The sequence below is a fragment of the Cypionkella psychrotolerans genome (genome assembly GCF_001294535.1).
GTDB lineage: Bacteria > Pseudomonadota > Alphaproteobacteria > Rhodobacterales > Rhodobacteraceae > Cypionkella > Cypionkella psychrotolerans.
This window is the reverse complement of the sequence record NZ_LGIC01000007.1, coordinates 106977-132400: the sequence shown is the minus strand read 5'-3', so window position 1 is coordinate 132400 and position 25424 is coordinate 106977. Positions and strand designations below refer to the sequence as shown.

General features: G+C 60.5%; 32 protein-coding genes. 20 read left to right on the top strand and 12 right to left on the bottom strand.

The window, feature by feature from the left end:
* Position 1 precedes the first annotated feature (1 nt).
* The gene (locus tag AKV04_RS02270; protein ID WP_082351489.1) at positions 2-433 is read right to left on the bottom strand and encodes a hypothetical protein; all 432 of its coding nucleotides are present in this window, start codon (positions 431-433) and stop codon (positions 2-4) included.
* A gap of 97 nt (positions 434-530) precedes the next feature.
* On the opposite strand from AKV04_RS02270, the gene moaA reads away from it, so the two are divergent.
* The gene (gene moaA, locus AKV04_RS02265) at positions 531-1529 is read left to right on the top strand and encodes a GTP 3',8-cyclase MoaA (protein WP_162232817.1); all 999 of its coding nucleotides are present in this window, start codon (positions 531-533) and stop codon (positions 1527-1529) included.
* A gap of 48 nt (positions 1530-1577) precedes the next feature.
* Here the strand turns inward: moaA and AKV04_RS25975 are convergent, their stop codons facing one another.
* From AKV04_RS25975 to AKV04_RS02235, 6 genes are all read right to left on the bottom strand, one after another.
* Positions 1578-2627, bottom strand: coding sequence for a hypothetical protein (locus tag AKV04_RS25975; RefSeq protein ID WP_156317310.1), 1050 nt, complete (start codon positions 2625-2627; stop codon positions 1578-1580).
* A 132-nt stretch (positions 2628-2759) separates the two neighbouring features.
* On the bottom strand, positions 2760-3113 hold the full coding sequence (locus tag AKV04_RS02255) for a DUF1304 domain-containing protein (protein WP_054004853.1): 354 nt from the start codon (positions 3111-3113) through the stop codon (positions 2760-2762).
* 161 nt (positions 3114-3274) lie between these two features.
* A complete protein-coding gene (locus AKV04_RS02250; RefSeq protein ID WP_054004852.1) occupies positions 3275-4441 on the bottom strand; it encodes a M20 aminoacylase family protein in 1167 nt (388 codons plus the stop codon).
* Between the two features lie 54 nt (positions 4442-4495).
* Positions 4496-5641 (bottom strand): amidohydrolase, encoded by a 1146-nt coding sequence (locus AKV04_RS02245; RefSeq protein WP_054004851.1) that lies wholly within the window; start codon positions 5639-5641, stop codon positions 4496-4498.
* A 12-nt stretch (positions 5642-5653) separates the two neighbouring features.
* Positions 5654-6904: an Hsp70 family protein gene (locus AKV04_RS02240; protein ID WP_054004850.1), complete on the bottom strand. Its 1251-nt coding sequence runs from the start codon at positions 6902-6904 to the stop codon at positions 5654-5656.
* 158 nt (positions 6905-7062) lie between these two features.
* Positions 7063-7677 carry a lytic transglycosylase domain-containing protein gene (locus AKV04_RS02235; protein WP_054004930.1) on the bottom strand — a complete coding sequence of 205 codons (615 nt, stop codon included), beginning with the start codon at positions 7675-7677 and terminating at the stop codon, positions 7063-7065.
* Positions 7678-7894: 217 nt separating this feature from the next.
* Here AKV04_RS02235 and ssb point away from each other — a divergent pair, with 217 nt between their 5' ends.
* The 7 genes from ssb (at position 7895) to AKV04_RS02200 (ending at position 13533) form a co-directional block, all read left to right on the top strand.
* Positions 7895-8455, top strand: a complete 561-nt coding sequence (gene ssb / locus AKV04_RS02230; RefSeq protein WP_054004849.1) for a single-stranded DNA-binding protein — start codon at positions 7895-7897, stop codon at positions 8453-8455.
* 49 nt (positions 8456-8504) lie between these two features.
* Positions 8505-9458, top strand: coding sequence for an acyltransferase family protein (locus tag AKV04_RS02225; RefSeq protein WP_054004848.1), 954 nt, complete (start codon positions 8505-8507; stop codon positions 9456-9458).
* A 142-nt stretch (positions 9459-9600) separates the two neighbouring features.
* A complete protein-coding gene (locus AKV04_RS02220) occupies positions 9601-9963 on the top strand; it encodes an SUF system Fe-S cluster assembly protein (protein WP_054004847.1) in 363 nt (120 codons plus the stop codon).
* A 72-nt stretch (positions 9964-10035) separates the two neighbouring features.
* The gene (locus AKV04_RS02215) at positions 10036-10386 is read left to right on the top strand and encodes a HesB/IscA family protein (RefSeq protein ID WP_054004846.1); all 351 of its coding nucleotides are present in this window, start codon (positions 10036-10038) and stop codon (positions 10384-10386) included.
* A 232-nt stretch (positions 10387-10618) separates the two neighbouring features.
* On the top strand, positions 10619-11362 hold the full coding sequence (gene tpiA / locus AKV04_RS02210) for a triose-phosphate isomerase (protein WP_054004845.1): 744 nt from the start codon (positions 10619-10621) through the stop codon (positions 11360-11362).
* A gap of 57 nt (positions 11363-11419) precedes the next feature.
* Positions 11420-12346, top strand: a complete 927-nt coding sequence (locus tag AKV04_RS02205) for an EamA family transporter (RefSeq protein ID WP_054004844.1) — start codon at positions 11420-11422, stop codon at positions 12344-12346.
* Positions 12347-12357: 11 nt separating this feature from the next.
* Complete coding sequence (locus AKV04_RS02200; RefSeq protein ID WP_054004929.1) at positions 12358-13533, top strand: cytochrome P450; 1176 nt, start codon at positions 12358-12360, stop codon at positions 13531-13533.
* Between the two features lie 194 nt (positions 13534-13727).
* Here the strand turns inward: AKV04_RS02200 and AKV04_RS02195 are convergent, their stop codons facing one another.
* Positions 13728-14189 (bottom strand): Lrp/AsnC family transcriptional regulator, encoded by a 462-nt coding sequence (locus tag AKV04_RS02195; RefSeq protein WP_054004843.1) that lies wholly within the window; start codon positions 14187-14189, stop codon positions 13728-13730.
* A 235-nt stretch (positions 14190-14424) separates the two neighbouring features.
* On the opposite strand from AKV04_RS02195, the gene AKV04_RS02190 reads away from it, so the two are divergent.
* From AKV04_RS02190 to AKV04_RS02160, 7 genes are all read left to right on the top strand, one after another.
* Positions 14425-14733 (top strand): DUF2849 domain-containing protein, encoded by a 309-nt coding sequence (locus AKV04_RS02190; protein ID WP_054004842.1) that lies wholly within the window; start codon positions 14425-14427, stop codon positions 14731-14733.
* Positions 14726-16396 (top strand): nitrite/sulfite reductase, encoded by a 1671-nt coding sequence (locus AKV04_RS02185; RefSeq protein WP_054004841.1) that lies wholly within the window; start codon positions 14726-14728, stop codon positions 16394-16396. The genes AKV04_RS02190 and AKV04_RS02185 overlap by 8 nt, the downstream gene beginning before the upstream one ends.
* Positions 16386-17135 (top strand): phosphoadenylyl-sulfate reductase, encoded by a 750-nt coding sequence (locus AKV04_RS02180; RefSeq protein WP_054004928.1) that lies wholly within the window; start codon positions 16386-16388, stop codon positions 17133-17135. Before AKV04_RS02185 ends, AKV04_RS02180 begins: the two co-directional genes overlap by 11 nt.
* Entirely contained in the window at positions 17132-17536 is a 405-nt protein-coding gene (locus AKV04_RS02175; RefSeq protein WP_054004840.1) for a DUF934 domain-containing protein, read from the top strand. Before AKV04_RS02180 ends, AKV04_RS02175 begins: the two co-directional genes overlap by 4 nt.
* A 117-nt stretch (positions 17537-17653) precedes the next feature.
* Positions 17654-18475 carry a ferredoxin--NADP reductase gene (locus AKV04_RS02170; protein WP_054004839.1) on the top strand — a complete coding sequence of 274 codons (822 nt, stop codon included), beginning with the start codon at positions 17654-17656 and terminating at the stop codon, positions 18473-18475.
* A gap of 169 nt (positions 18476-18644) precedes the next feature.
* Positions 18645-18995, top strand: a complete 351-nt coding sequence (locus tag AKV04_RS02165; protein ID WP_054004927.1) for an MbcA/ParS/Xre antitoxin family protein — start codon at positions 18645-18647, stop codon at positions 18993-18995.
* Complete coding sequence (locus AKV04_RS02160; RefSeq protein WP_235815511.1) at positions 18988-19485, top strand: RES family NAD+ phosphorylase; 498 nt, start codon at positions 18988-18990, stop codon at positions 19483-19485. The genes AKV04_RS02165 and AKV04_RS02160 overlap by 8 nt, the downstream gene beginning before the upstream one ends.
* A 54-nt stretch (positions 19486-19539) precedes the next feature.
* Here AKV04_RS02160 and AKV04_RS02155 read toward each other — a convergent pair whose 3' ends face one another.
* On the bottom strand, positions 19540-20001 hold the full coding sequence (locus AKV04_RS02155; protein ID WP_054004837.1) for a hypothetical protein: 462 nt from the start codon (positions 19999-20001) through the stop codon (positions 19540-19542).
* A 158-nt stretch (positions 20002-20159) separates the two neighbouring features.
* Here AKV04_RS02155 and infC point away from each other — a divergent pair, with 158 nt between their 5' ends.
* From infC to AKV04_RS02135, 4 genes are all read left to right on the top strand, one after another.
* On the top strand, positions 20160-20735 hold the full coding sequence (gene infC, locus AKV04_RS02150; RefSeq protein ID WP_235815510.1) for a translation initiation factor IF-3: 576 nt from the start codon (positions 20160-20162) through the stop codon (positions 20733-20735).
* Positions 20736-20849: 114 nt separating this feature from the next.
* Complete coding sequence (locus AKV04_RS02145; RefSeq protein ID WP_054004836.1) at positions 20850-21200, top strand: ArsR/SmtB family transcription factor; 351 nt, start codon at positions 20850-20852, stop codon at positions 21198-21200.
* On the top strand, positions 21193-21615 hold the full coding sequence (locus AKV04_RS02140) for an SRPBCC family protein (RefSeq protein ID WP_054004835.1): 423 nt from the start codon (positions 21193-21195) through the stop codon (positions 21613-21615). Before AKV04_RS02145 ends, AKV04_RS02140 begins: the two co-directional genes overlap by 8 nt.
* Positions 21616-21680: 65 nt before the next feature.
* Complete coding sequence (locus tag AKV04_RS02135) at positions 21681-22268, top strand: YdeI/OmpD-associated family protein (protein ID WP_054004834.1); 588 nt, start codon at positions 21681-21683, stop codon at positions 22266-22268.
* A gap of 89 nt (positions 22269-22357) precedes the next feature.
* Here the strand turns inward: AKV04_RS02135 and AKV04_RS02130 are convergent, their stop codons facing one another.
* On the bottom strand, positions 22358-22711 hold the full coding sequence (locus tag AKV04_RS02130) for a cupredoxin domain-containing protein (RefSeq protein ID WP_054004833.1): 354 nt from the start codon (positions 22709-22711) through the stop codon (positions 22358-22360).
* Positions 22711-23238 carry a DUF4142 domain-containing protein gene (locus AKV04_RS02125; protein ID WP_054004832.1) on the bottom strand — a complete coding sequence of 176 codons (528 nt, stop codon included), beginning with the start codon at positions 23236-23238 and terminating at the stop codon, positions 22711-22713. Before AKV04_RS02125 ends, AKV04_RS02130 begins: the two co-directional genes overlap by 1 nt.
* A 169-nt stretch (positions 23239-23407) precedes the next feature.
* On the opposite strand from AKV04_RS02125, the gene AKV04_RS02120 reads away from it, so the two are divergent.
* Positions 23408-24340 carry an AraC family transcriptional regulator gene (locus tag AKV04_RS02120; RefSeq protein WP_054004831.1) on the top strand — a complete coding sequence of 311 codons (933 nt, stop codon included), beginning with the start codon at positions 23408-23410 and terminating at the stop codon, positions 24338-24340.
* An 86-nt stretch (positions 24341-24426) separates the two neighbouring features.
* Here AKV04_RS02120 and AKV04_RS02115 read toward each other — a convergent pair whose 3' ends face one another.
* Complete coding sequence (locus AKV04_RS02115; RefSeq protein ID WP_054004830.1) at positions 24427-25389, bottom strand: XdhC family protein; 963 nt, start codon at positions 25387-25389, stop codon at positions 24427-24429.
* Positions 25390-25424 lie beyond the last annotated feature (35 nt).

The following is a 25424-nucleotide window of genomic DNA, read 5'->3' as shown; positions in this document are numbered from 1 at the left end:
CTCACTCCGCGTAGATCGTAACCTCAGGCAGATCGGTCAACCCCAGCCCCAAAGCCCGGAACGCCGCCAGCGACAACGATGCAGCCCCGCTTCCCGGCAACAAATCCACCGCCACCGAAGCGCCGCTTTCCGTCACCACCCGCCCCTTGCCCTTGGCCACCACCAGCGGTGATTTCACCCAAAGCCCCTGCTCAGCCGGGCTGCCCAAAGCCACCACGGCGGACCCCAAAGCCCGCGCGCCGCCCGCAGGCTTCGCCGCAACCGCCGCCGCCCGCTCGGCCGCCGTGGTCTGATCCAGCGCCGCCGCCGCAACACCCGCGCCAATGACCGGGCGCTGCATCGGTGCCACCGCCGCATCCGGCTTGGATGGTTTCATCATCGCGCAGCCGGAAAGCCCCAGCGCCACGCTCATCAGGATCAAGCTCTTATACATCATAGCTTCAGGATACCGTGGCGGCTCCCGGCGCGCAACTGTCGCATTCCACCTTGCCGCCCGCCGCCCGCGCGCCTATTTTAGCAACATGTCAGAGATGCCCCTCATCGACCCCTTCGCCCGCGCAATCTCCTACCTGCGCGTTTCGGTCACCGACCGCTGCGATTTCCGCTGCGCCTATTGCATGACCGAGCATATGACCTTCCTGCCGAAAGCCGAGCTGCTGACGCTGGAAGAACTCGACCGTCTCTGCTCCAACTTCATCGCCCTTGGCGTCGAAAAACTCCGCATCACCGGCGGCGAACCCTTGGTGCGCAAAGGCATCATGACGTTTTTTGAGGCGATGTCGCGCCACCTGCAAACTGGCGCGCTGAAAGAACTCACCCTCACCACCAACGGCTCGCAACTGCGCAAATATGCCCAAGACCTCGCCGCCTGCGGTGTCAAACGCATCAACGTCTCGCTCGACACCCTTGATGAGAAAAAATTTGCCGAAATCACCCGCTGGGGCCGCTTGGCCCAAGTGCTGGATGGTATCGAGGCCGCGAAAGACGCAGGCCTGCAAGTCAAGATCAACGCCGTCGCCCTGAAGGGCTTCAACGAGGATGAACTGTTCCGCCTAACCACTTGGTGCGCCGCTGAAAATCACGATCTCACCTTCATCGAAGTCATGCCAATGGGCGACATGGGCGAGGCCCAACGCATCGACCAATACTGGCCGCTGAAAGATCTGCGCGCAGAACTCGCCACCCGCTACACCCTGCAAGACCTCCCCGACCGCACCGGCGGGCCCGCCCGCTACGTCCGCCTGATGGAAACCGGCCAACGCGTAGGCTTCATCACGCCACTGACGCATAACTTCTGCGAAAGCTGCAACCGCGTCCGCCTGACCTGCACCGGCGAGCTTTACATGTGCCTCGGCCAAGAAGACATGGCCGACCTCCGCGCGCCCCTCCGCGCCAGCCCCGAGGATGCCCCCCTGCGCGCAGCCATCCGCAGCGCGATCAGCCACAAGCCGAAAGGTCATGATTTCGACTACACGCGGCAAGGGGTCAAAGGCCAGATGACCCGGCATATGAGCCATACGGGGGGGTAGGCGCGCACCGTTACGCGTCGAGCCCGCTCAATCCGCAGAAACAAACCGTCACTTTGCACGGCAGTTCTTAGTGTCAAAAACCGATGCCGCATCGAATTTGATCAACCGCGAATTTTCGGGGATGCCGTCCACATAATCCGTGATTAAGGCACTCTTATCAATGTCTGGAACATCTTCATTCACTGTGATCATGGCAACGCGGATTTTTTGGTTGGCATCTTTCGACAAATACAATCCGCTCGCGCGCAATTCCTTTGGAAGCAGAAAACTTTCGGCTGATCCGATTTGAGAATTTTGAACAATCGTAAACCTTGTATGGCTTCCATTTTTAGAAAAATCCGCTGATCTGATAATAACCGTGTCAATATCAGGATTGGAACTCACTCCGGAAACATTTTCGAGTTTCAATCGACCAATCGCGGCTGGCTTTACTTCCAGTGATTGATCCCGAATATGCCCCTCAGCCAGCATAGAGTTATTTTGTAGATCTCTATAGGGCGAGGAACCCGCCTCACTTGCTGTCAGCGTGTCATACGAAAAGGACACGCCAAGAAAGCGATCCTCGTCAATTTGCGCCAAACGGCTAATGGTTGAGAATGCAGAACCATAAAAAACTGAAACCATTCCATCGCGGTAGGATGACAAACGCCGCGTAGGGACAGGATTTCCAGACGCACCTGCAAAGACTTGCCCAGAAAAGAACAAAATTTCGGACGCATGTTTACCCGACATAATCGCTGGAACACCGATGTATTGATCGCTTGAGAACAATCTGCTGCAAGAAATCTCGGACCCCGTCATGTTCAATTCTAAAAGGCTGAATCTACGAATCGGAGACAATACGTCCTCAACAAACAGCAATCTTGAACTATTCACAATAACGGGACCAGAAAGCCTTTGTGTGCTTTTAACCTTTACGAGGGCTTGTCCGTCCGCTGTGCCAAAAAACAGATTGGCACCCTTTGATAGATCTTCGACAATAGCGAAATGATCGCTTGTCAGGTAGCTGTTATACACATCCAGTTTATGCTTTGATCTCCCATGCCCCGACAAAACCTGAAAGCCGAGCAGTAGCAAAATCAGCCAGAACAAAACCATCACGCCCGATCTGACGTATCTCCCTAAAAAAGATTGCGTAGAATCGTACATACTCGCCCTATTCCCGATCTATAAAGCTATCTTATTCCACGCCAAATTGCTCTTTTCAAAATACTCCCGCCGGAGGCCCCCTCAAGCCCCCAGCAAAACCGCGCCAATCGCCAGCGCACTCGGCAATGCCTGCACAAACAAAATCCGCCGCGACACCGTCGCAGCACCATAAATCCCGGCGATCAAAACGCAGCCCAAGAAAAACAACGCCACCCCGCGCCCTTCCGCCCCAAGCCACAAAGCCCAAACCAACCCCGCCGCCAGAAACCCGTTATATAAACCCTGATTGCCCGCCAAAACCTTGGTCGCCGCCGCAAACTCCGCCGAAGTGCCAAACACCGTCCGCGTTCGTGGTGCTTGCCACAGGAACATCTCCAGCACCAAAATATAGCCATGCAGCGCTGCAATCAGCCCCACCAACACCGAAGCAATCATCCCAAGACCCTTTCACATTGGCGATAAATATCCCCGCCGGAGGCTCCCCCGACGCAACCTTCGCCCAGATGTCAGAACCGCCGCCAGCCCACCCGCCGCCCCAAACTGCCCCCCGATGGCGGTGGGGTGGGCGAGTGGGTGCCGCCTGGGGGGGCAGTCCCTTACGCCGCTGGCATCCGTGCTTCCACCATCCCGGCGTACCAGCTTGACCCAAACGGGATCGCATTATCATCAAAATTATACGCCGGATGATGCACCATCGCGGTGTCACCATTGCCGAGGAAAATATAAGCCCCCGGCCGCTCCAGCAGCATGAAGCTGAAATCCTCGGCCCCCATCAAGGGTGCCGTGTCGGTATCGACCTGCCCCGACACCGCCCGCGCCACCTCCGCTGCAAACCCCGTATTCTCGATCGCATTCACCGTCACCGGATAGCCACGCGTATACTCGACAACAGCCACCGCCCCCAAGGCCTGCGCTGTGCCCTCCGCAATCGCCTTCACCCGGCCTTCAACATAATCCTGCACGCCGAAATCCATCGTCCGCACCGTGCCCTTCATCTTCACCACCTGAGGGATCACATTATGCGCCGTCGAATCCGTCGCCACCGTGCAAACCGACACCACCACCTGCTTCAACGGGTCCACCCCGCGCGAGGCTATCGTCTGCAAAGCCACGATGATATGTGCGGCGACCACCGTGGTATCAATGCAGTCGTGCGGCTTCGCGGCATGACCACCCTTGCCCGTCACCGTGATTTCAAACTGATCCGCCGCCGCCATCATCGCCCCCGGCCGGATCGCAAAATGCCCGACCGGAATCCCCGGCATATTGTGCATGCCGTAAACCTCTTGGATGCCCCAACGGTCCATCATGCCCTCGGCACACATCTCACGCCCACCGCCGCCGCCTTCTTCCGCCGGCTGAAAAATCAACACCGCCGTGCCGTCAAAATTCCGCGTCTCCGCCAGATATTTTGCCGCCCCCAGCAGCATCGAGGTATGGCCGTCATGCCCGCAAGCATGCATCTTCCCCGGCACTTTTGAGGCATAAGCCACCCCGGTCTGCTCAATGATCGGCAAAGCGTCCATATCCGCCCGCAAGCCAATCACCCGCCCCGCAGTATCAGTTTTGCCTTTGATAACAACCACAACGCCCGTGCGCCCAATGCCCTCGGTCACCTCATCGCAGCCAAATTCGCGGCACAACTCCGCCACTCGGCCCGCCGTCCGATGCACCTCAAAAAGCAACTCGGGGTTCTCATGGAAATCCTGCCGCCATCCGGCGATCTCGGGCAGCATCTCGGCAAATCGGTTCTTCACGGGCATAATGGCTCTCCTTTTGCGTGCAGCCTGAGCCAATCCCGCCCGCGCCGCAACCCCTCAGCCGCGCGCTTCGACCATCCCCGCAAGCCACGCCGTCCCATAAGGCAGGCCCGCATCGTTGAACGCATAACCCGGATGATGCAGCAAAGGCCCCGCGCCATTGCCGACAAACATGAACGCCCCCGGCACAAGGTTGAGAAACTCCGAGAAATCCTCCGACACCATCATCGGCGCAACATCCGCCTCCACCGTGTCCGAAATCCCCCGCGCCACCGCCAAAGCATATTTCGCACAAGCCGCATCATTCACCGTCGCAGGCGCATCGCGCAGATACTCGACCGAGGCCACCCCGCCATGCGCGAGCGCAATCCCCGTCACCACCGCGCGCAACCGATCCTCCAGCAGATCCTGCACCGCCACTTCAAAGCTGCGCACCGTCCCGGTCAGCACCACCCGCCCCGGCACAACACAAGCCCCCGCCCCCTCACTCGCCACCGTGGAGACCGACAACACCGCAGGCTTCAACGGATCGACATTGCGCGAAACCACCGTCTGCAGCGCCACCAGCACGTGCCCCGCAATCATCACCGGATCCAAAGCCAAATGAGGTTGCGCCGCATGGCCACCCCGCCCCGAAATCACAATCTCAAACATATCCGCCGCCGCCATAATCGGCCCCGAGCGGCTGGCATAGGCTCCCAAAGCCAGCCCCGGCATATTGTGCAAAGCGTAAATCTCATCAATGGGATAACGCTCCAGCAAGCCATCGGCAATCATCGCTTTAGCCCCGCCGCCTGCTTCCTCACCCGGTTGAAAAATCAACACCGCTTGCCCCGAGAAATCCCGCGACGCTGCCAGATATTTCGCCGCCGCCAGCAGCATCGCCGTATGCCCATCGTGGCCACACGCGTGCATCACCCCCGGCACAGTGCTGGCAAATGCCACCCCCGAGGCTTCCAAAATCGGCAAAGCATCCATATCCGCCCGCAGCCCAATCCGCCGCCCCGAAGCCCGCCCGTTGATCACCGCCACAACCCCAGTGCCGCCAACGCCCGCCTCAACCACATCGCAACCAAAGCCGCGCAGTAACTCCGCCACCCGCGCCGCCGTGCGATGTTCGGCAAAACTCAACTCAGGATGCGCATGAAAATCGCGCCGCCACGCCACCGCTTCCGGCAAAAACGCTTCAATCGCCGCGATCATGCTTCACCCCATTTAGGAAAACTTCCGCCGCGCATCCAGCGCCAGCCCCGTCCCGACCGAACCAAGCATATCCCCGGTAGCAATCGCAACCCCCGGCAGCGCCGCCTGCACGCAAGCCCGCAAAATCGGCAAACCAGACGATCCCCCGGTCATAAACACCGTGCCAATATCGCCGACGCCAACACCGGCCTGCGCCAGCACCGCCCCCAACCGCTCGGAAATCCGCTCCACCAGCGGCAAAACCGCCGCCTCAAAGCCCTCACGCCGCAGCATCGGGTTCGGCCCCCCGGTCAGCGCAGAAATCTGCAACCGCACAACCTCTTGATCCGACAGCGCGATTTTCGCCGCCTCCACCGCCATCGCCACCGCATGGCCTTGGCGTTCTGCGATCACCTTCATCAACCGATCCAGCAATTCCGGCCGATCAATCTCGCGCCGAAACGCCTTCAAATCCGCCAGACAGCGCTGCGTATACAGCATGTTGATGCGGTGCCACGTCGCCAGATCGAGGAAATAATGGTTCGGCATCAACCCCTTGCCGTGCTTGGTCGTGGCCTTATAGCCCAAGTGCGGCATCACTTCGGCAAGGCTGAGAAAGCGGTCAAAATCGGTTCCGCCGACGCGAATACCGTCATTGGCAAGAATGTCCCCAGCCCGATCCGCCGCCCGCGCCCGCTCCGGCGATACCCGCACGATGGAAAAGTCCGACGTACCGCCGCCTATATCGACGATCAGCACAAGTTCTTCGCGCGCAATGCCCTGCTCATACTGCAACGCCGCCGCAATCGGCTCATATTGAAACGACACTTCCCGAAAGCCCAAGCCCCGCGCGATTTCCTCCAGCGCAGTCTGCGCCTTGGCATCGCCCGCGGTATCACCATCGACAAAATGCACCGGACGCCCCAGCACCACCCGGTCCGCGCCCGGCGCATGGACCCGAAGAACCTCGACCATATGCCGCATAAACCGCGTCAGAACTTCACGGAACGACACCGCGCGCGACCCAACTGCCGTGCGCTCGTCAATCATCCCCGAGCCGAGCGTGCTTTTCAGCCCCCGCATCAGCCGCCCCTCATCACCGCGAAGGTAAGCCGCAATCGCCGCGCGGCCAAATTCGGGCGCACCGCCATCCTGCTCCCAAAACACCGCCGAGGGCAAAGTCACCGCCTGATCTTCCAAAGCGATCAGCCAAGCCCGGTCAGTATCCGCCAGCGATACCGTCGAGTTCGAGGTGCCAAAGTCGATCCCACAAAACAGCGTCATAGCAGCCCCCGCGTTTCAGCAAAACGCGCGGTGTAACGATGCAGGCAGCCGATGTAAAGCCGCGCTAAAATGTTAATGAAACATGAACGGGGCAGGTATAACCCATTGATTTTATATAAATCAAAGCCCTGTCCACGCGTGGACGACCTGTAAAACCCTTAGCCCAAAATCGCCAAAACGTAATTCTGGGTCTCATCATACGGCGGCACCCCGCCGTGCTTTTCTACCGCCATCGGCCCGGCATTATAAGCGGCCAAAGCCAGCTTCCAGGTCCCGAAGCGATCATACATCATCCGCAGATACCGTGCGCCGCCCTCAAGGTTCTCACCCGGATCGTTGATATCCACCCCCAACCGATCCGCCGTCCCCGGCATCAGCTGCGCGAGGCCAGTGGCGCCCTTGATCGAAACAGCCCCGGTGTTCCAGCCGCTTTCCTGCTGCACCAGCCGCAAGAACACATCCTCCGGCACGCCATGCTTGCGGGCGGCGGCCTTGGCGACCTCCAGATACTCACCCTTATACTTGCCAGCAAAGCGTCGCACCGGCGCATCCGAGCCGCCCGCATCCGCCTTGTTATAATTCGGCTTCAGCCGGTCCGAGCCCTCATATTCGACAGCCAACCGCCCATCCAGTAGCGCCATCTGCGATTTCAGCATCGAAGCGCGGTTTTTCTTGCCGCCCAGCTTCAACGCCTCCGCCTGCGCCATCATAGGGGCAGTCAGTGCCAGCCCTGCGGCCATCATGATCGTCAACACCATCGGCGAAAATCGCATGGAGACCCTGTCTTCAACCCAGACCAAAACTGGCGGCACTATACCAAAGTTTGCACCAAGTTCCAGCGCCGTGATCAGACCCAGCCGGACCACTTCGGCAAAACCTTGCCATCCGCGCCGCCGCTGCCCGGTTGCGGGGCCAGATGGGGCAGTCTATAGAAATTATTAACCACCTGTCGCGATGCTGGCGGGGATGTACGGAATCAGGGAGACTAAGATGGCAGGCTCGGTCAACAAGGTGATCATCGTCGGAAATCTGGGCCGCGACCCGGAAGTGCGCAACTTCCCGAACGGCGGCAAAGTGGTGAACCTGCGCATCGCCACCTCGGAGACTTGGCGCGACAAGCAAAGCGGCGAGCGTAAAGAGCGCACCGAATGGCATTCGGTCGCGATTTTCAATGAGAATCTCGGCAAAATTGCCGAACAATATCTCAAAAAAGGCTCGACGGTTTACATCGAAGGCCAGTTGGAGACCCGCAAATGGCAGGACCAATCCGGCGCAGACCGATATACCACCGAAATCGTGCTGCGGCAGTTCCGGGGCGAGTTGACCCTGCTTGGCGGTCGTGATGGCGGCGGTTCGGGCGGTGGCGGCGACGATGATCGCGGCCGCTATGAAGATCAGGGCGGCGGCTCGGGTGGTGGTGCTTCTGGCGGCGGTTACAGCCGGGGTGGATCGAGCGGCGGCGGCTATGGCGGCGGCTCGTCCTCGGGCGGTGGTTCTGGCAGTGGTTCGGGTGGTGGGCGCTCGGATATTGACGACGAAATCCCGTTCTAAACATAACGCCACGTTCTCAGTTTAACTCTCAGTAAGGCCAGATCCCCTGATGTCCAGCGCGGACCGCAGTCGCGCCATTGATGCGTTGAAGCTTGCTCTGGCTTTCATGGTCGTCGGCATTCACGCCAACCCGTTCGCCCCGCTGGGACGAACGGCGATTCTTTTGACCGGAGACGGGTTGTTCCGGCTGGGCGTGCCGATCTTTCTGCTGTTCAACGGCTATTTCCTGCAAGCTGCGGTCGAGCGGGCGCGCGGCTGGGCCTATGTCCGGCGCGCGGGCCAGCTTTATGCGTTGTGGATGCTGCTGTATCTGCCGATCTATTGGCCGATGCTTCTGGCCCATTCGCCACTGCAAAACCTGCGCAGCGCGCTGTTTGGCTATTGGCATCTGTGGTATCTGGCCGGAATGGTGATGGCGGCGGCGCTGATCGTGGGGGTTGCGGCATGGTCAAGTCGGGTGCTGGCTTGGTTGGCCGCCCTGACTTTCTTTGCCGGCATTGCCGTCACCTATGGCATCGCTTGGAATCTGATCGCGCCCAACAAGCTGATCTTTTCTGATCCGCTGCTGGCCAATCGCAATCCTTTGCTGCTGTGTTTGCCCTTCATGCTGGTGGGGTTCTTGATCCGGCGCGAGGGCATCGCGGCCCGCCTGCGCGTCGGTTGGCTGCAACTGGCTGCGGGCATCGGCGTGGCGCTGGTGCTGGTCGAATCGCTGGCTCTGGCGCGGTTTGCCCCAAAGGGCGTCGGGCATGATACGCTGCTCGCACTTGGCCTTGCGGCCCCGGCGCTGATGTTGCTGGCGCTGAAAGGCTCCACCCTGGTGGCCGACCGCCGCTTGGGGGATTATGCCTCGGGGATTTACTTCATCCACGTCGCGTTTTGCGCGGTGCTGTTTCGCTACAGCGCGCTGCCCCGGCCTGCGATCTATCTGCTGGCGGTTGCGGGCTCGATCCTGCTGACATGGGCGATCCGGCGCGCCGGGTTGGCGCGCCGGCTACTTTAGGTCTCGGTTGAGCCTAGGATTTGACGCAAGATCTGGCGCAAGATTTGACACGCAAACCCGCAAGTTCGAAAACCGCTTCGCCGCACTGGACCTTTGCTGCTCATTCCCTATATAATTACTCAACTAACCGCGTGAGAATGTGATGACCCAGCTGCAAGACCAGATCGAGGGTGCCCCCCTGATCCGCCCCTCCTCGACCGAACACGCGCTCTATGAGCAGATCGTAGAGGCTTGCCGCACGGTCTATGACCCGGAAATTCCGGTGAATATCTATGATCTGGGTCTGGTCTATACCATTGAAATCAGCCCGGAAAACGCGGTTGAAATCCTGATGACTCTGACCGCACCCGGCTGCCCGGTGGCGGGCGAGATGCCGGGTTGGGTGCAAGATGCAGTCGAACCCGTCGCCGGGGTGAAAGAGGTCAAGGTTGGCATGACCTTTGATCCGCCTTGGGGGATGGAGATGATGTCAGACGAGGCGCGACTGGAATTAGGCTTCATGTAACGCCACGCTATGGCCTTGTCGGATGACCCCGGCGATCTTATCTTTGGCGCTAGAGCGTAAAGGACCACCCCCATGTTTGGCATCCCCGGCAAAGCCGCCGTCACCCTGACCCCGATCGCCGCCAAGCAAATTGCGCGGCTGATGGCAAAGCAAGGCTCGCAAGGCCTGCGCATCGGCATCAAGAAGGGGGGCTGCGCGGGCATGGAATACACTATGGATTATGTGGCGGAAGCCAATCCGATGGACGAAGTGGTCGAGCAAGACGGAGCTAGGGTACTGATCGCGCCGATGGCGCAGATGTTCCTGTTCGGCACCGAGATTGATTACGAGATGGATCTGCTGCAAGCGGGCTTCAAGTTCAACAATCCCAACGTGGCTGAAGCTTGTGGCTGCGGCGAAAGTATCAAGTTCAAAGACGCCTGATCCGTTGCGGTTGTTCTGCTGACAGCACTCGGCCTGATCCCCGTGATCTGATCGCGCGGCTGCCGCCGCAAGACCCTTGAGCGCTTACGCGCGGTGGGCGCGGGATACAGGGTTCGGGCTGGCTTTGGCCGCTGGGTTGCGATCAGAATGAGTATTTTCAAAAGAGCAAATGCAAGGGCTTTCCCTTGGCGCTGCGCTTCGCTAACCCTTTGGCGAACATTGGGGGGATGCGATGAAGAAGCTGGCCGCAGGCAATTGGAAAATGAATGGCAACCGGGCGGCTTTGGCCGAGGTCGCTGCCCTTCTGGCCGCACATCCCGCGCCCGCCTGTGAGATGCTGCTTTGCCCGCCCACGACGCTGCTTTCTCAGATGGCGGCTTTGGCTGCTGGATCGGCGCTGCAGGTCGGTGGTCAGGATTGCCATCCGAAAGCCTCGGGAGCCCATACCGGCGATATTTCTGCCGTGATGCTGGCCGATGCGGGCGCAAGTCATGTGATCTTGGGCCATTCCGAGCGCCGCGCAGATCATGGCGAAAGCGATGCTTTGGTGTTGGCGAAAACTGAGGCCGCCATCGCGGCAGGTCTGATCGCTGTGGTGTGTCTGGGCGAGACCGAAGCGCAGCGGGATGCGGGCGACACCCTTGCGGTGATCGGCGCGCAACTGGATGGTTCGGTGCCGGCAACCGCCACCTCCGCAAACCTCGTGCTGGCTTACGAGCCCGTTTGGGCCATCGGCACCGGCCGCACCCCCACTTTAGCACAAATCGCCGAGGTTCACGCCTTCCTGCGCGCGCGCCTGACCGCGCATATCGGTGCAGAGGCCGCGAAAACTCGCTTGCTCTACGGCGGCTCGGTCAAGCCCTCCAATGCAGCCGAAATCTTCGCGGTGCCGGATGTCGATGGCGCTTTGGTTGGCGGGGCCAGTCTGAAAGCCGCTGATTTCGGCGCGATTGTCGCCGCCCTCGCCGCAGCTTGACCTGCGCGCGTCGCGGACGGATCAGCCCGGACGGGCGCGCCCTGTTAGACCCATGCTATGAGCGCACAAGCCAACATCCCCGCCACCCCTGTCCCCAGCCTGCTGGGCGCAAACCTGATCTGCATGGCTTCGATGCTGATCTGGGCCGCAGGCCTGCCTGCCGCCGATTTCATCATCCCGCTGCTGCCTGCTGATCAGTTGAGCGCATTGCGGATGGCGCTCGCTGCCCTGGCCCTTTTACCGGTCTGGGCGCTGATGGAGGGGCCGGGGGCATTCCGGCGCGCCAACTGGCTGAAAGGCATCGCCGTCGGCAGCCTGATCGGGCTTGGCGCATGGTTATTGATCCAGGGCCAAGCCCGTGGTGGCGCTGTCACAGCGGCCGTGATCTCGGCCACCCTGCCGATGGTCGGCATCGCGCTGGAGGTTGTGCTGGATGGCCGCAAACTGAGCTTCGCGCTGGTGCTGGGTCTGTTGCTGTCGCTGGCTGGGGGGATGATGGCGCTGGATTTCAAAGCGGGTGGCATGTCCATGGGTTTGGGCGCGCTTTTGTGCTTCTGCTCGGTGCTGTCTTTCACCTTGGGCTCCCGCCTGACCGTCACCGCCTTCCCCGGCCTCTCGCCGATCGGCCGCACCGCGCTGACGATTTCCGGTGCAGCCATCGCGGTGTCCACTGTCGCGGCTTTGGGCGTCGCCTTTGGCACCCCGCCGCCCGATTTCAGCGCTTGGGGCTGGAAAGAAACACTTGCGCTGCTGGCCTTTTCGGTCGGATCACTTGGGATCAGCCAGCTGATGTGGATTATGTCGGTGGAGAAACTCGGCATCGGCCTGTCCGGTCTGCATATCAACGCGGCCCCGTTCTACGTCATGATCATCCTGTTCCTCTTGGGCGGGCGCTGGGATTGGGGCCAAGCCGCCGCCGCTTGCCTTGTCGCCATCGGCGTGCTGATCGCCCAAGGTATCATTCCGCTGGGACGGAGGGTTTGAAAATGGCTGGCATAAAAACCCTACACCAATCGCCGCTTGACCCCGCTTTCGTGCAAAACCCCTATCCGTTCTACGAACAAGCCCGCGCGGCAGGCCCGTTCTTCCACTGGGCCGAATACGACATGGCCTGCACCGGCAATGCCGCAGCCTGCAGTGCGATCTTCCGCGACCGTCGCTTTGGCCGCGAGGCACCAGTTGAACTTGCCCCGAAAATCCCCGATCACCTGAAGCCGTTCTACGCGGTCGAAGCCCATTCGATGCTGGAACTGGAACCGCCCCGCCACACCCGCCTGCGGGGCCTCGTGTTGCGCGCCTTCACCTCGCGCCGTATCGCAGCTTTGCAGCCCGAGATTGAAACCCTCACCCATCAGCTGATCGATGCCTTCCCGAAAGGCCCATTCGATCTGCTGGCACATTTCGGCCAAAAACTGCCGGTTATCATCATCGCTCGCCTGCTGGGTGTGCCGGAATCCATGTCAGACGATCTGCTGAAATGGTCCAACGCGATGGTCGGCATGTATATGGCAGGCCGTGACCGCGCCCGCGAAGACCGCGCGATTGCCGCAACCGAGGCCTTCGTCGCCTTCATGCGAGGCTATGTCGAAGCCCGCCGCCAAGACCCGCGCGACGATCTGATTACGTCACTGATCGCCGCCGAGGAAGCCGGTGAGAAACTGACCACAGATGAGCTGATCACCACCTGCATCCTGCTGTTGAACGCAGGCCACGAGGCCACCGTCCACACCATCGGCAATGGCGTGAAAACCCTGCTGCAAACCGGCAACACCGTCACTGCAGCCAATGCAGACACCTGCATCGAGGAAATCCTGCGCTTCGATCCCGCGCTGCATATGTTCACCCGCTGGGCCTATGAAGATATCGAGGTGATGGGCCATACGTTCCATCGCGGCGACCAGGTGGCGCTTTTGCTGGCGGCAGCCAACCGCGACCCCGGCCTCTGGGAAAAACCCGGCCAGTTCCAACCCAATCGCCCTGTCAGGCCGCATGTCAGCTTCGGCGCAGGCCTGCATTTCTGCGTCGGCGCGCCGCTGGCCCGGCTGGAGTTGCAAATCGCTTTGCCGATTCTGTTCCAACGCCTGCCGAAACTGCGGTTGGTCGAGGCCCCGGTTTACGGCGATGTCTACCACTTCCATGGGCTGACCAAGCTGATGGTGCAGGCAGATTAGTGCTGCCCATTGACCCGCCCCCCGCATATCCCACCCCGCCCCGGACTTGATCCGGGGCATCTGCGCTTCAGGGATAAGGTGAGGCCCCGGATCAAGTCCGGGGCGGCGTAGAGGATCAGATGGCCCTGTCATCACAACGGGCGGAAAGGCGCAAAACGCCCCGTGAAATTCGACTTTTTTGAATTTCGCCTTGGCTATAGCGGCAACACCGTTGTCGCCTTGATTTCTTCCATGCTCAAAAGTGCTGTCACGTTATAAATCTTCACTTCCGAAATCAGCGCCTGATAAAACGTGTCATAGGCCCGCGCGTTCTTCACTCGCACCTTCAGGATATAGTCGATATCGCCCGCCAAACGGTGCGCCTCCAGCACCTCGGGGCGGCTTCGCAAAACCTGCAAAAACTTGCGCTGCCAGTCGGCTTCATGTTCCGAGGTGCGGATCAGTACGAAGAAACACGCCTCCAACCCCAAGCTTTCGGCATCCAGCAGGGCCGTCTGTTTCAGGATCACCCCCTGCTCACGCATCCGCCGGATACGGTTCCACACCGGGGTCTTTGAGCTGCCCACCTTGCGGGCGATTTCATCCAACGACTGCTCGGCATCCTCTTGCAACTCTGCAAGAATTTTCCGATCCAACTCATCCAACTGGGCCGCCATTCGCCAGACACCTTGCTTTGCGGAAATTCATTCCATTCCGCCCGAGTATCGGAACATTCTTCCTTATCCGCAAGGGGGACTGGCGAAAACAGGGGAAAATATCCTATATTGGATGGGTAAAACAACGCGATCACGCCACGACCTGCCCAACTGCTCTTGCAGGACGTCGCGCGATCCACTACCGCCTCGCGGCGACCGACACCGCCACACCGACCACTCCCAAAGGGACACAAGCATGAGCCGCCAGTTTATCCCGAAAGTCGTCACCGCCAATGATCTGCGGGAAGGCGACGTGGTCTATCTCACCGCCGATGACCGTTGGTCGCGCCAGCATCATGAGGCCGAGTTGATCGAGGACGAAGCCCACGCGCAAATCCGCCTGCTGTTTGGGGCCGCCCAACGGAATGTGATCGTCGGCGCGTATTTGGCCGATGCCAAGGCTGGCCCAAACGGCCCCGAGCCTGTGCATTTCCGCGAGGCTTTCCGCACCCGTGGCCCCTCCAACTATGCCCACGGCAAGCAAGTGGATCTGTACCATGTATAACTATTCCGACTTCGACGAATCCTTCGTCCGCGCCCGCGTCGCGCAGTTTTCTGATCAAGTGACCCGCCGTCTGGATGGCAGCCTGACAGAGGATGAATTCCGACCACTGCGCCTGATGAACGGGCTTTATCTGCAACTGCACGCCTACATGCTGCGCGTCGCCATCCCCTATGGCACGCTCAATCCCAATCAAATGCGCCAACTCGCGCTGATCGCTGATACATGGGACAAAGGCTACGGTCATTTCACCACCCGGCAGAACATCCAGTTCAACTGGCCGAAACTGCCCGACGTGCCCGCGATCCTTAGCGCCCTGGCCGATGTCGAAATGCACGCGATCCAGACCTCTGGCAACTGCGTGCGCAACGTCACCGCCGACCATTTTGCGGGTGCCGCCGCGGATGAGATCGAAGACCCCCGCCCCTACGCCGAATTGCTCCGCCAGTGGTCCACCGACCACCCGGAATTCCAATTCCTGCCGCGCAAGTTCAAGATCGCCATCACCGGCAGCCCGAACGACCGCGCCGTCACCAAAGCCCATGACATTGGCCTGCGCATGGTCCGCAATGCCGCTGGCGAGCCCGGCTTTGAAGTCATGGTCGGCGGCGGTCTTGGCCGCACTCCGATGATCGCCTTCACCGTGCGCGATTTCCTGCCCGTCGCCGACCTGCTGCCCTATGTCGAGGCCGTGCTGTCGGTCTACAACGTGCTGGGCCGCCGCGATAACAAATACAAAGCCCGCATTAAGATCACCGTGCATGAGACTGGCCGGGAAGAGATTTCCCGGATGATCGAAGAACGCTTCCTGGAAACCCGCCTGCAATTTGGCGGTGCCGACCAAGTCCTGCTCGATGACATCCGCGCCGCCTTCGCCCCCCCGGCCTTCCGCAATGCGCCCACCGATGGCTATGACGCCTTCTACAAAGCCGATCCGTCGTTCCGCGCTTGGGTCGATACCAACCTCGCGCAACACCGTAACGACCAATACGCGATCGTCACCATTTCGGTGAAAGCCCACGGCGAAACCCCCGGCGATGCCACCAGCGTTCAGATGCGCGTCATGGCCGACCTTGCCGAGAAATACGGCCACAACGACCTGCGCATCAGCCATGAGCAGAACGTCATCCTGCCGCATGTGCATAAATCCGACCTGCCAGCGGTGCATGCCGCCCTTGTCCACGCGGGGCTCGGAACTGCCAATATTGGCCTGATCAGCGATATCATTGCCTGCCCCGGCATGGATTATTGCGCCCTTGCCACTGCGCGCTCGATCCCGGTCGCGCAAGAAATCGCGCTGCGGTTTGAGGAGTTGAAGCTGGAGCATGACGTCGGCCCGCTGAAGATCAAAATCTCCGGCTGCATCAACGCCTGCGGCCACCACCATGTCGGCCATATCGGCATCTTGGGGCTGGACCGTGCGGGCGTCGAAAACTACCAGATCACTCTGGGTGGTGACGGCACCGAGACCGCCAGCATTGGCGAGAAAACCGGCCCCGGTTTCGCCTATGACGAAATCGTCCCCGCCATCGAGCGTATCATCCGCGCCTACCTTGAAATCCGCGAGGATGCCTCGGAAACCTTCCTGCAAACCTACCGTCGCGTCGGCTTCGCCCCGTTCAAATCAGCGCTCTATGACGTTGAAGGCGGTCGTGATGCCGCGTGATTTCCCCGCAGGCTCGGTCGCCGAGCGTGTCACAGCGCTGAACGCCCGCTACAAACACCATGCCGCGACTTCGGTGTTGGAACACGCACTGAAGGATGATGATCTGGGGCAAGTCGCACTTGTGTCATCGTTCGGCGCGGAATCGGTGGTACTGCTGCACCTCGTCTCGGTGATCGCCCCGGAAACCCCGGTGCTGTTCATCGACACCCGGATGTTGTTTCAGGAAACCCTCGACTACCAGCGCGAGCTGGCCGAGAAACTCCACCTTTGCGACGTGCGCACCATCCGCGCCGCCCAGCCCCGTGTGGCGTTTGAAGACCCCGACAACACGCTGCACCAGTTCAACACCGACGCCTGCTGCGGCGTGCGCAAGGTCGAACCCTTGGAACGCGCCCTCACGCCGTTTGACGGATGGATCACCGGGCGCAAACGCTTCCAAGGCTCGACCCGGCAAGCGGTGGAGTTCTTTGAAGCCGAGGGCGACACCCGCATCAAGGTCAATCCCCTCGCCCATTGGGGCCGCGACGATCTGGAAGAATACATCGTCAACAACCGCCTGCCGCGCCACCCGCTGGTCGCCCAAGGCTACCCCAGCATCGGCTGCGCACCTTGCACCAGCAAAGTCGCCCCCGGCGAAGACCCCCGTTCAGGCCGCTGGCGCGGTCAGGGCAAAACCGAATGCGGCATCCATTTTATCAATGGCAAAGCCGTGCCGATCAGAAAGGATACCGCCGCATGAGCGTCCTCGTCACCGATCAGGGTTTTTCGCCCGCCCCCGAAGTCTCCGCCGTGGCCTTGGCCGACATCGCCAGCCACCAAGGCACGGTGGACCTGCTGCACACCGACGCGCCCGAGGCTTTGTTGCCCTACTTGGCCGATCTGACCCTGATCCGCATCGCCTTCCCGGCGTTCAGCGATGGTCGCGCTTTCACCATCGGCCACCGCCTGCGCGCGCTTGGTTACAAGGGCCACCTGCGCGCCATGGGTCCGGTGATCGCCGATCAATACCCGATGGCACGGCGCACCGGCTTTGACGATGTGGAAATCCCTGACGAGATGGCCGCCCGCCAGCCCGAAGCGCAGTGGAAGTCCCGCGCCAACTGGAAGGCGCACGACTATCAATCGCGCCTGCGCGCTTAAGTCCAATTCCCCCGCCCCCGGTATCGGTTCTACAATAATGCCGACCCATGCAGGTTTTTGTTTACGCAGGCCTGAAATATTTGTATGTATACGAACGAAATAACCGAGAGAACCCGCATGTCCTCCTCCGCCGAAGCAACCGTCGCAGTCGCCAAACCACACCTGCCCGATGCGCAAACCGTCACAGCGGTGAAGCATTGGACCGATCGGTTGTTTTCCTTCCGCGTCAGCCGCCCGAAAACCCTGCGCTTTCGCTCGGGCGAGTTTGTGATGATCGGCCTGATGGGCGACACTGGCAAGCCGCTGCTGCGCGCCTATTCCATCGCCTCCCCGGCGTGGGATGAGGAATTGGAATTCTACTCGATCAAGGTCCCCGAAGGCCCACTGACCTCCAAACTCCAGCACATCCAAGTCGGCGATGAGATCATCCTGCGCCCGAAGCCCGTCGGCACGCTCGTGCATGACGCGCTGTTGCCCGGCAAACGCCTCTGGCTTCTGTCCACCGGCACTGGCTTTGCCCCCTTTGCAAGCCTTCTGCGCGAACCGGAAACCTATGAGAAATACGACCAAGTCATCATGATGCACACCTGCCGCGAGGTCGCCGAACTGGCCTACGGCCAAGCCCTCGTCGAAAGCCTCGCCGAAGACCCGCTGATCGGCGAGTTGGTTGCGGGCAAGCTGCTCTACTACCCCACCACCACCCGCGAGCCGTTCCACCACATGGGCCGCGTCACCGATAACCTCGCCTCCGGCAAAGTCTTTGCCGACCTCGGCCTGCCGCAAATGAACCCGGAAGAAGACCGCGCCATGGTCTGCGGCAGCCTTGCGTTCAACGTCGATGTCAAAGCCATCCTCGAAGGCTTCGGGCTGCATGAAGGCGCAAACTCTGACCCGAAGCAATTCGTGGTCGAAAAAGCCTTCGTTGGCGACGGGATCTGACCTCAAGCCGTTTCATCTTGGTCTAAATATCCCCGCCGGAGGCTCCTTTGGCTCATGGAGGATGCCTCCGGCGGGGATATTTCGGCCAAGATGAAAGCCCAAGAGCCCGCACCCTTTGACTTTCCACGCCGATTGACATATATATCAGTCAATCCGTATGGAGATCGCCATGAACATCCTCGCCTTTGCCGATCATTCCCTGTTCCAGCCCCGGCTGCTGGCCGAAGAATGGTTGACCACCCAAGATGAAATCGCCCGCACCGCTGGCCTTGGCCGCGACGCGATTGCGCGGAAAGATCGTCTGGCTTCGGCGAAAACCCAGACCCGGTTGCGCGAGATGGTGGAAATCATCAACCGCCTGACGCCACGTTTTGGCTCGGGGCTGGTGGCCTATGCCTGGTTCCGCTCGGAACCGCTGCCCGGCTTTGGCGGCCTGACCCCAGCGCGGCTGGTGCAGGACGGCAAAGCTGAAGCGGTGATGGAGTATATCGACGCCGTGGATGCGGGCGGCTTTGCCTGATCCCTCCACCATCTATCAAGGCCCGCTCTACCGCGCCCTCAACCCGATCTGGGCGCGCGATCCCTTGTCAGGTGAAGGCGCAAAACGCCACGGCGGCCGCTTCAACGCCAAAGGTCGCGCCGCCCTTTATACTGCGATGACGGTGATGGGCGCTGTGGCCGAGGCCAACCAAATCGGCCGCCCGTTTGAGCCGGTCACTTTGGTCAGCTACGACGCCGATCTTGTGCAGATCTTCGACAGTCTGAACCCGGCGCATCTGGCGGCCCATGGCATCGCCGCCGCCGATCTTGCCGCCGATGACTGGCGCTTGCAGATGATCCAGCATGGCAGCTCGACAGCGCAAGACCTGACCGAAGCCCTGATCAGCGCGGGCTATCACGGCCTGATCGCGCCGTCTTTCGCCAAAGGCGGCCCGCAAAACGCGCGCAATCTGGTGCTGTGGCAGTGGCCCAATCTGAAACTGATAGACACCGAACACCGATTGCAATGAAAAAAGCCGCGCCAGGTTTCCCCGGCGCGGCCCAATCTTCGCCCTTAGGCAAAATTACATGCCCAGTGCGGTTTTCACAGCAGCCAGAGCCTCAGCCACTTTGGTCGGATCAGCAGCAGCTGCATCAACGCCAGCCTTCAGCGTGGTTTTCAGCGCAGCGTCCAGTGCCGAAGCGTCAATCAAAGCATTGACCTTCGCCGCGTCAAAGTTTGCCGGATCCAGAGCCGCCGCTGCGTCGGTTGCAGCCGGAGCGGTTGCAGCCGGTGCCGTTTCCGTGGTCGCCGGAGCGGTTTCGGTTGCGGCCGGAGCAGTTGCAGCCGCAGCAGCCGCGTCATCAGCGGCCTTTTTGGTCGCCGCAGCCGCTTCTTCAGCTGCCTTAGCAGCCGCTTCTTCAGCCGCTTTGGCATCAGCCGCAGCCGTCGCTGCCGCTTCCTGAGCAGGCTTATAGCTGAACTGGTAATAGCCAGCACCCGCCAAAGCGATCAGCACGATGCCGATAAGGACGTTCTTGTTCATGTTCATTCTCCCAATACCGAGTACCCTTCGGTTACCCCGGCTATGACAGAATCGGCAGCAAAAGGAAAGACCTACGCAGCACCCGCTGCCCCCTGCAGCCAAACCAAGCGCAAATCATGCGGCTTTTCAGGTTGAAGCTTGGGCGTCACACGACTATCTTGCGCCAGCTAATAACCATTCAAAGGACCACCACCATAGCCCGCAGACCTCACAATGCCCCGCCGCAACGCGAAACCGGCCCGCGCATCAACGATCGCATCCGGTCGCCCGAGATTCGCCTGATTGGCGCAGATGGGGAAAATGTCGGCGTCGTCACCCCCGCACGCGCGATGCAGATGGCCGAGGAAGCCGGGCTCGATCTGGTGGAAATCTCGCCGAATGCCGAGCCTCCGGTGTGCAAAATCATGGATTTCGGCAAGTTCAAGTATGAACAGCAGAAACGTGAGGCCGAAGCCCGCAAGAAACAGCACATTATCGAGATCAAAGAGATCAAATTCCGCCCCGGCACCGACACGCATGACTATGACGTGAAGATGCGTTCGGTGCTGAAATTCCTCGAAGAAGGCGACAAGGTGAAAGTCACCCTGCGCTTCCGTGGTCGGGAAATGGCGCACCAAGAGCTTGGCCTGGAACTGCTGCACCGAGTCGCCGCCGATGTCGGTGAGGCCGGTAAAATCGAATCGATGCCGCGCCTTGAAGGCCGTCAAATGGTGATGATGGTGACGCCGAAATAAGGCGTCCCACCAAACATGCGGAATTTGGGGGCCACTGGCCCCCTTTTTCATGTGCAAGTCGCATCATTCTACTTTTTGGTTGACTGATACCCCGCAATGATCTAATTCATCCATATGGTTGAACAACAAACCCCCGCCGAAGACCCGCTCACCGAAATCCTCAAAGCCGCCAGCGATCCGACCCGCCGCGGCATCCTGACCCTGCTCGCCCAAGCTGGCCCCACCCGCGTCACCGAAATCGCCGCGCGCTTTGACATCAGCCTCAACGCCGTCTCCAAACACATCAAAGTACTGGAGCAAGCCGGACTCGTTTCCCGCCGCACCCTGTGGCGCGAGCATCTGATCGAGGTGCAGATGCAACCGCTGGTCCTCATCGACCAATGGTTCGCCGCTCTACGCTCGATCTGGGCGCTGCGCCTCGAAAAACTCGATGACCTACTCACCAAGGAGCAGACCGATGACTGAACTTTCCCTCACCGTATCCCGCCTGATCGCAGCCCCGCCCGAGCGTGTGTTCGCAGCATGGCTCGACCCCAAAATGCTGCTGAAATTCATGACCTCCGGTGAAGGTGTCAGCGTTGCCCATGCCGAAACCGACCCCCGCATTGGTGGCCGCTATGCCATCACCATGAAGGTCGAAGACCGCGAAATCCCGCACGGTGGCACCTATCTGGAAATCACCCCGCACAGCCGCCTCGGCTTCACCTGGGAATCGCCGCACGCCGCCGAGGGCAGCACCATCAGCATCGACTTCACCCCGCAAGACGGCGGCACTTTTGTCACCCTGACGCAACTGCGCTTCAAGTCCGAGGACAGCCGAGACGGACACGCGCGCGGCTGGACCAGCATCCTGAATGCGCTGCAAACCACCCTCGCCTGACGCGCCGATAGACAGACAACATCGCCTGCGCTACCCCTATGCGATCCGATGCAAAGGCGCAGGCGATGACCCACCCCGACCCCAAAACAGAGGCCTTCTTCGAAGACGCCCCAATCTGGCAAGCCGAGTTACGCGCGCTGCGCGCCATCCTGCTCAACTGCGACCTGACCGAAATCTTCAAATGGCGCGGCCCGTGTTATTGCTTTGAAGGCGGCAATGTCGCCACCCTCTGGGGCTTCAAAGACGCCTGCGTGCTGGGATATTTCAAAGGCGTCTTGCTGCCCGACCCCGCAGGTATCCTCATGCCCCCCGGCGAAAACTCGCGTGCCGTGCGGATGGTGAAATTCACTGCTCTGGCGCAAATCACCGCCGCCACCGCGACGCTGACCGCCTATACCGAGGCCGCCATCGCGCTAGAGAAATCCGGCGCGAAAGTCACCTTCGCCAAGGATGATCTGCCCTACCCCGAAGAACTGATCACCGCCCTCGACGACAACCCCGATCTGGCGCTGGCCTTCGATGCGCTGACGCCGGGGCGCAGGCGCGGCTATCTCTTGCATTTCAACCAACCAAAGACCTCCGCCACCAAAATGGCGCGGATCACCAAACACACGCCCCGCATCCTTGAGGGCAAAGGCATGAATGATCGCTAGAGCGACCCGGCGCGCTGACCAAAACCCTCGCGGGGCGCACCACACCGGCGCACCCCGCTTGCTGTGTCGACAAACCGACGCCAGCGGGCCTAGCTGACAATCACCAACATGCCCTTCATCTGCGGATGGTATTTGCACACATACGCCCCCGCCATCTCGGCCGTGATCACCAGCGACTCGGCATCCCCCTTCTTCAGCACCCCGGTACTCCAGCCAGCCTTGGCCGAAGTCGCGGTATGGTTGACCAAATCGAGGTTCTTCCAGGACACACTGTCGCCCACCTTCAGCTCCACCGTCGGCGGGTCAAACTTCATATCCTTGATGCTGACATGATGCTCTGTGGTGCCATCTGGTTTCACATGGCCGAACAGCGGAGCGGCCCCCGTGACAGCAAGCGCTGCCGCAGAATAAGACAACGCCGCGCGTCTGCTGAGGGTGTGCATCACTTCAGACCTTTCACCATCATCTCTGCATGGGCTTCATGCTCTTTGAAGATGCCAAGCCCGGCCTCGAACAGTGCCTTCACATCGGCATTTTCGATGTTCGGGATGAAGGAATTCGCCACCAGATCAATCACCGCCTTGTGGTAGCCCAGCTCATTCTCGGCATAGCTTTTGTCAAAATCAGCCCCGCGCAACGCCGCCATTTCGGTGATCTTCGCCTCGGCCCCGCTTTGCAGGCTCTGGCTGAGGAAATTGTCCTGCGGCTGCGCGTTCAGCTTGGCCAGCAGCGCCAATGCCTGATCATTCACCGCCGTATGGTCGCGGATCATGGTTTCGGCGAATTGCTGGATCTCGGGGTTGCTGGAAATCGCCAGCGCAAGATGCGCGTAGCGAATGTCGATGCTGTCGGCGGTATAGGCCACATGCGCGATTTCCAGATCGTTCAGATCAGCCGGGGTCTGCGCCGCAGCGATGCTGCTCTGTAGAGTGACAATGCCAAGCGCCAACAGCGCGTTCTTGATAAACATGTGCAGTCTCCTTGTTCATATCCGTGTTGGCTCAAACGCCGCCACACCACAGTCATACGATAAGTTATTTGCACGATTAATGATCCATACTCCGCATTTTATGATCTATCGTACAATAATCTAGCTATCCTGCGGCGTTATGGTAAATTGCCGAAAATCGGAGGCCCGCATGGATCTGCTCAGTGATATTCTGTCCCGCCTGAAGCTGCGCGGAACGCTGTATTTTCGCACCTCGTTCACTTCCCCGTGGAGCATCAAAGTGCCGGCCTACGCCGATGTCGCGCGGTTCCACTTTGCCCATAAGGGCCGCTGCTTTGTGCGCATCGCCGCCCAAGCCGAGCCGATTTTGCTGGAACAGGGCGATTTGCTGATCATCACCAAAGGGGCCAGCCATGTCTTATTTTGTGATCCCAGTACCGAGGATACGGCGATCCTTGTCGAGCAGGTGGTGGCCGACTCGGGCTTTGATGGCAGCGGCGCTCTGGTGATCGGTGAAGTCGGCACCAATCACGAAACCCAACTGGTCTGCGGGCACTTTTCCTTTGCCCGCGATATCGCGCACCCGTTGATCGACGCCCTGCCCAGCTGTCTTCACATCCGCAACTACGGCGAGTCCTCTGGCAGTTGGATGGAAAGCACCCTGCGCCTGATCGGCACCGAGGCCGGGAAGAACCAGCTGGGCGGCGATTTGATTGCTTTCAAAATGTCCGAAATCATTTTTGCCCAGGCCCTGCGGACCTATCTCAACACCACCGAGGCCGAGCAGCCGATTCTGTCCGCTTTCCGCGATGCCAAAATCGCCCGCGTACTGCACAGCCTGCACAAAGCCCCGGCGACCAACTGGACGGTGCAGAGTTTGGCAAATTTGGCGGGCCTGTCGCGCACCTCGTTTGCCGCGCGCTTTCTCAAGCTGATGGGGATGACCCCGATGGCATATTTCGCCTATTGGCGAATGCAAATCGCAGCCGATCAGTTGCGCACCACCAATGACCCGATCATCAAGATCGCAGAATCCGTCGGCTATGGCTCTGAGGCGGCTTTCGGGCGGATTTTCAAAAAACACCTCAAGGTCGCCCCCGCCACCTTCCGCCGCAGCGCCTGAGCCGCCAAAGGTTAATAATTTCTTAATCGAGACCTATAACCATTTGATTAAAAACCAATAAAATATGGTCCCGAGTTGGGACCACCCTATACCCCCCGCAAAACCGCCGTCACCTCAGCCAGAATAGACACCGCAATCTCCCCCGGCCCCTGCGCCCCAATCGCCAGCCCCACCGGGGCATGTATCCGCCCAATCTCGCTTTCCGAAAACCCCGCCGCGATCAACCTTTCCACCCGCGCCGCATGAGTCTTTCTCGATCCCAAACACCCCAGATAAAAACACCCCGACCGCAACGCCACCATGATCGCCGGATCGTCCAGCTTCGGATCATGGGTCAGCGTCACCACCGCCGTCCGCGCGTCCAGCCCCAACCCCTGCAGCGCCTCATCCGGCCAGGCATCCAGAATCACCTCGCCCGGAAACCGTGCCGCAGCCGCGAAACTCTCACGCGGGTCGACCAAGATCGGATCATACCCCGCCGACCGCGCCATCGCGACCAGAGCTTGGGCCACATGCACCGCCCCCACCACGATCAGCCGCAGCGGCGGGTTGCACGGCAGAATGAACCGCGCGTCTTCCACCCCTGCCTTATCAGCCCGCAACCGCGCATCCACGGCTTCATCCTGCCCCAGTTCAACCAGCCCGCGGCTCCAATCCCCCAAATCCACCACATAGCCCACCGCCCGCCGCGCCGCCCGTGCCGCCACCACCTCTTCCAGCAGACCCAACATCGGCGCGACAGGCTCCACCAGCACCCGGATCGTCCCGCCACAGGCCAGCCCTGCCGAGAACGCAGTCTCATCCGCCACGCCGTAGCTCAGCAGTCGCGGCACCCCGGCAGCAATCGCCTCCATCGCTTCCAGCACCACCGCACCCTCGACACAGCCGCCCGAGACCGAGCCCGCCATCTCACCCAACGCTGACACCGCCATCTGACTGCCCGCCCGGCGCGGCGCCGAGCCCCAGGTTTCCACCACCGTCGCCAAGGCGGCAGCTTTGCCCGCACGCACCCAAGCGAGGGCGGCTTCGGGGATCAGATCATGGCTCATGCTGGGGCTCCTTTTCCGCCAACTTGCCGCAAACT

What these genes read in the sequence shown, in the direction of transcription:
- AKV04_RS02175 (WP_054004840.1), top strand. Translation starts at nt 17,132, where the DNA reads ATGAGCGTCCTCGTCACCGATCAGGGTTTTTCGCCCGCCCCCGAAGTC.
- AKV04_RS02225 (WP_054004848.1), top strand. Translation starts at nt 8,505, where the DNA reads ATGTCCAGCGCGGACCGCAGTCGCGCCATTGATGCGTTGAAGCTTGCT.
- AKV04_RS02180 (WP_054004928.1), top strand. Translation starts at nt 16,386, where the DNA reads ATGCCGCGTGATTTCCCCGCAGGCTCGGTCGCCGAGCGTGTCACAGCG.
- AKV04_RS02155 (WP_054004837.1), bottom strand. Translation starts at nt 20,001, where the DNA reads ATGAACAAGAACGTCCTTATCGGCATCGTGCTGATCGCTTTGGCGGGT.
- AKV04_RS02130 (WP_054004833.1), bottom strand. Translation starts at nt 22,711, where the DNA reads ATGCACACCCTCAGCAGACGCGCGGCGTTGTCTTATTCTGCGGCAGCG.
- AKV04_RS02215 (WP_054004846.1), top strand. Translation starts at nt 10,036, where the DNA reads ATGTTTGGCATCCCCGGCAAAGCCGCCGTCACCCTGACCCCGATCGCC.
- AKV04_RS02255 (WP_054004853.1), bottom strand. Translation starts at nt 3,113, where the DNA reads ATGATTGCTTCGGTGTTGGTGGGGCTGATTGCAGCGCTGCATGGCTAT.
- ssb (WP_054004849.1), top strand. Translation starts at nt 7,895, where the DNA reads ATGGCAGGCTCGGTCAACAAGGTGATCATCGTCGGAAATCTGGGCCGC.
- AKV04_RS02170 (WP_054004839.1), top strand. Translation starts at nt 17,654, where the DNA reads ATGTCCTCCTCCGCCGAAGCAACCGTCGCAGTCGCCAAACCACACCTG.
- AKV04_RS02270 (WP_082351489.1), bottom strand. Translation starts at nt 433, where the DNA reads ATGTATAAGAGCTTGATCCTGATGAGCGTGGCGCTGGGGCTTTCCGGC.
- AKV04_RS02165 (WP_054004927.1), top strand. Translation starts at nt 18,645, where the DNA reads ATGAACATCCTCGCCTTTGCCGATCATTCCCTGTTCCAGCCCCGGCTG.
- moaA (WP_162232817.1), top strand. Translation starts at nt 531, where the DNA reads ATGCCCCTCATCGACCCCTTCGCCCGCGCAATCTCCTACCTGCGCGTT.
- AKV04_RS02120 (WP_054004831.1), top strand. Translation starts at nt 23,408, where the DNA reads ATGGATCTGCTCAGTGATATTCTGTCCCGCCTGAAGCTGCGCGGAACG.
- AKV04_RS02240 (WP_054004850.1), bottom strand. Translation starts at nt 6,904, where the DNA reads ATGACGCTGTTTTGTGGGATCGACTTTGGCACCTCGAACTCGACGGTA.
- tpiA (WP_054004845.1), top strand. Translation starts at nt 10,619, where the DNA reads ATGAAGAAGCTGGCCGCAGGCAATTGGAAAATGAATGGCAACCGGGCG.
- AKV04_RS02220 (WP_054004847.1), top strand. Translation starts at nt 9,601, where the DNA reads ATGACCCAGCTGCAAGACCAGATCGAGGGTGCCCCCCTGATCCGCCCC.
- AKV04_RS02185 (WP_054004841.1), top strand. Translation starts at nt 14,726, where the DNA reads ATGTATAACTATTCCGACTTCGACGAATCCTTCGTCCGCGCCCGCGTC.
- AKV04_RS02145 (WP_054004836.1), top strand. Translation starts at nt 20,850, where the DNA reads ATGGTTGAACAACAAACCCCCGCCGAAGACCCGCTCACCGAAATCCTC.
- AKV04_RS02195 (WP_054004843.1), bottom strand. Translation starts at nt 14,189, where the DNA reads ATGGCGGCCCAGTTGGATGAGTTGGATCGGAAAATTCTTGCAGAGTTG.
- AKV04_RS02245 (WP_054004851.1), bottom strand. Translation starts at nt 5,641, where the DNA reads ATGATCGCGGCGATTGAAGCGTTTTTGCCGGAAGCGGTGGCGTGGCGG.
- AKV04_RS02125 (WP_054004832.1), bottom strand. Translation starts at nt 23,238, where the DNA reads ATGTTTATCAAGAACGCGCTGTTGGCGCTTGGCATTGTCACTCTACAG.
- AKV04_RS02205 (WP_054004844.1), top strand. Translation starts at nt 11,420, where the DNA reads ATGAGCGCACAAGCCAACATCCCCGCCACCCCTGTCCCCAGCCTGCTG.
- AKV04_RS02235 (WP_054004930.1), bottom strand. Translation starts at nt 7,677, where the DNA reads ATGCGATTTTCGCCGATGGTGTTGACGATCATGATGGCCGCAGGGCTG.
- AKV04_RS02140 (WP_054004835.1), top strand. Translation starts at nt 21,193, where the DNA reads ATGACTGAACTTTCCCTCACCGTATCCCGCCTGATCGCAGCCCCGCCC.
- AKV04_RS25975 (WP_156317310.1), bottom strand. Translation starts at nt 2,627, where the DNA reads ATGGTTTTGTTCTGGCTGATTTTGCTACTGCTCGGCTTTCAGGTTTTG.
- AKV04_RS02250 (WP_054004852.1), bottom strand. Translation starts at nt 4,441, where the DNA reads ATGCCCGTGAAGAACCGATTTGCCGAGATGCTGCCCGAGATCGCCGGA.
- AKV04_RS02135 (WP_054004834.1), top strand. Translation starts at nt 21,681, where the DNA reads ATGACCCACCCCGACCCCAAAACAGAGGCCTTCTTCGAAGACGCCCCA.
- AKV04_RS02190 (WP_054004842.1), top strand. Translation starts at nt 14,425, where the DNA reads ATGAGCCGCCAGTTTATCCCGAAAGTCGTCACCGCCAATGATCTGCGG.
- AKV04_RS02115 (WP_054004830.1), bottom strand. Translation starts at nt 25,389, where the DNA reads ATGAGCCATGATCTGATCCCCGAAGCCGCCCTCGCTTGGGTGCGTGCG.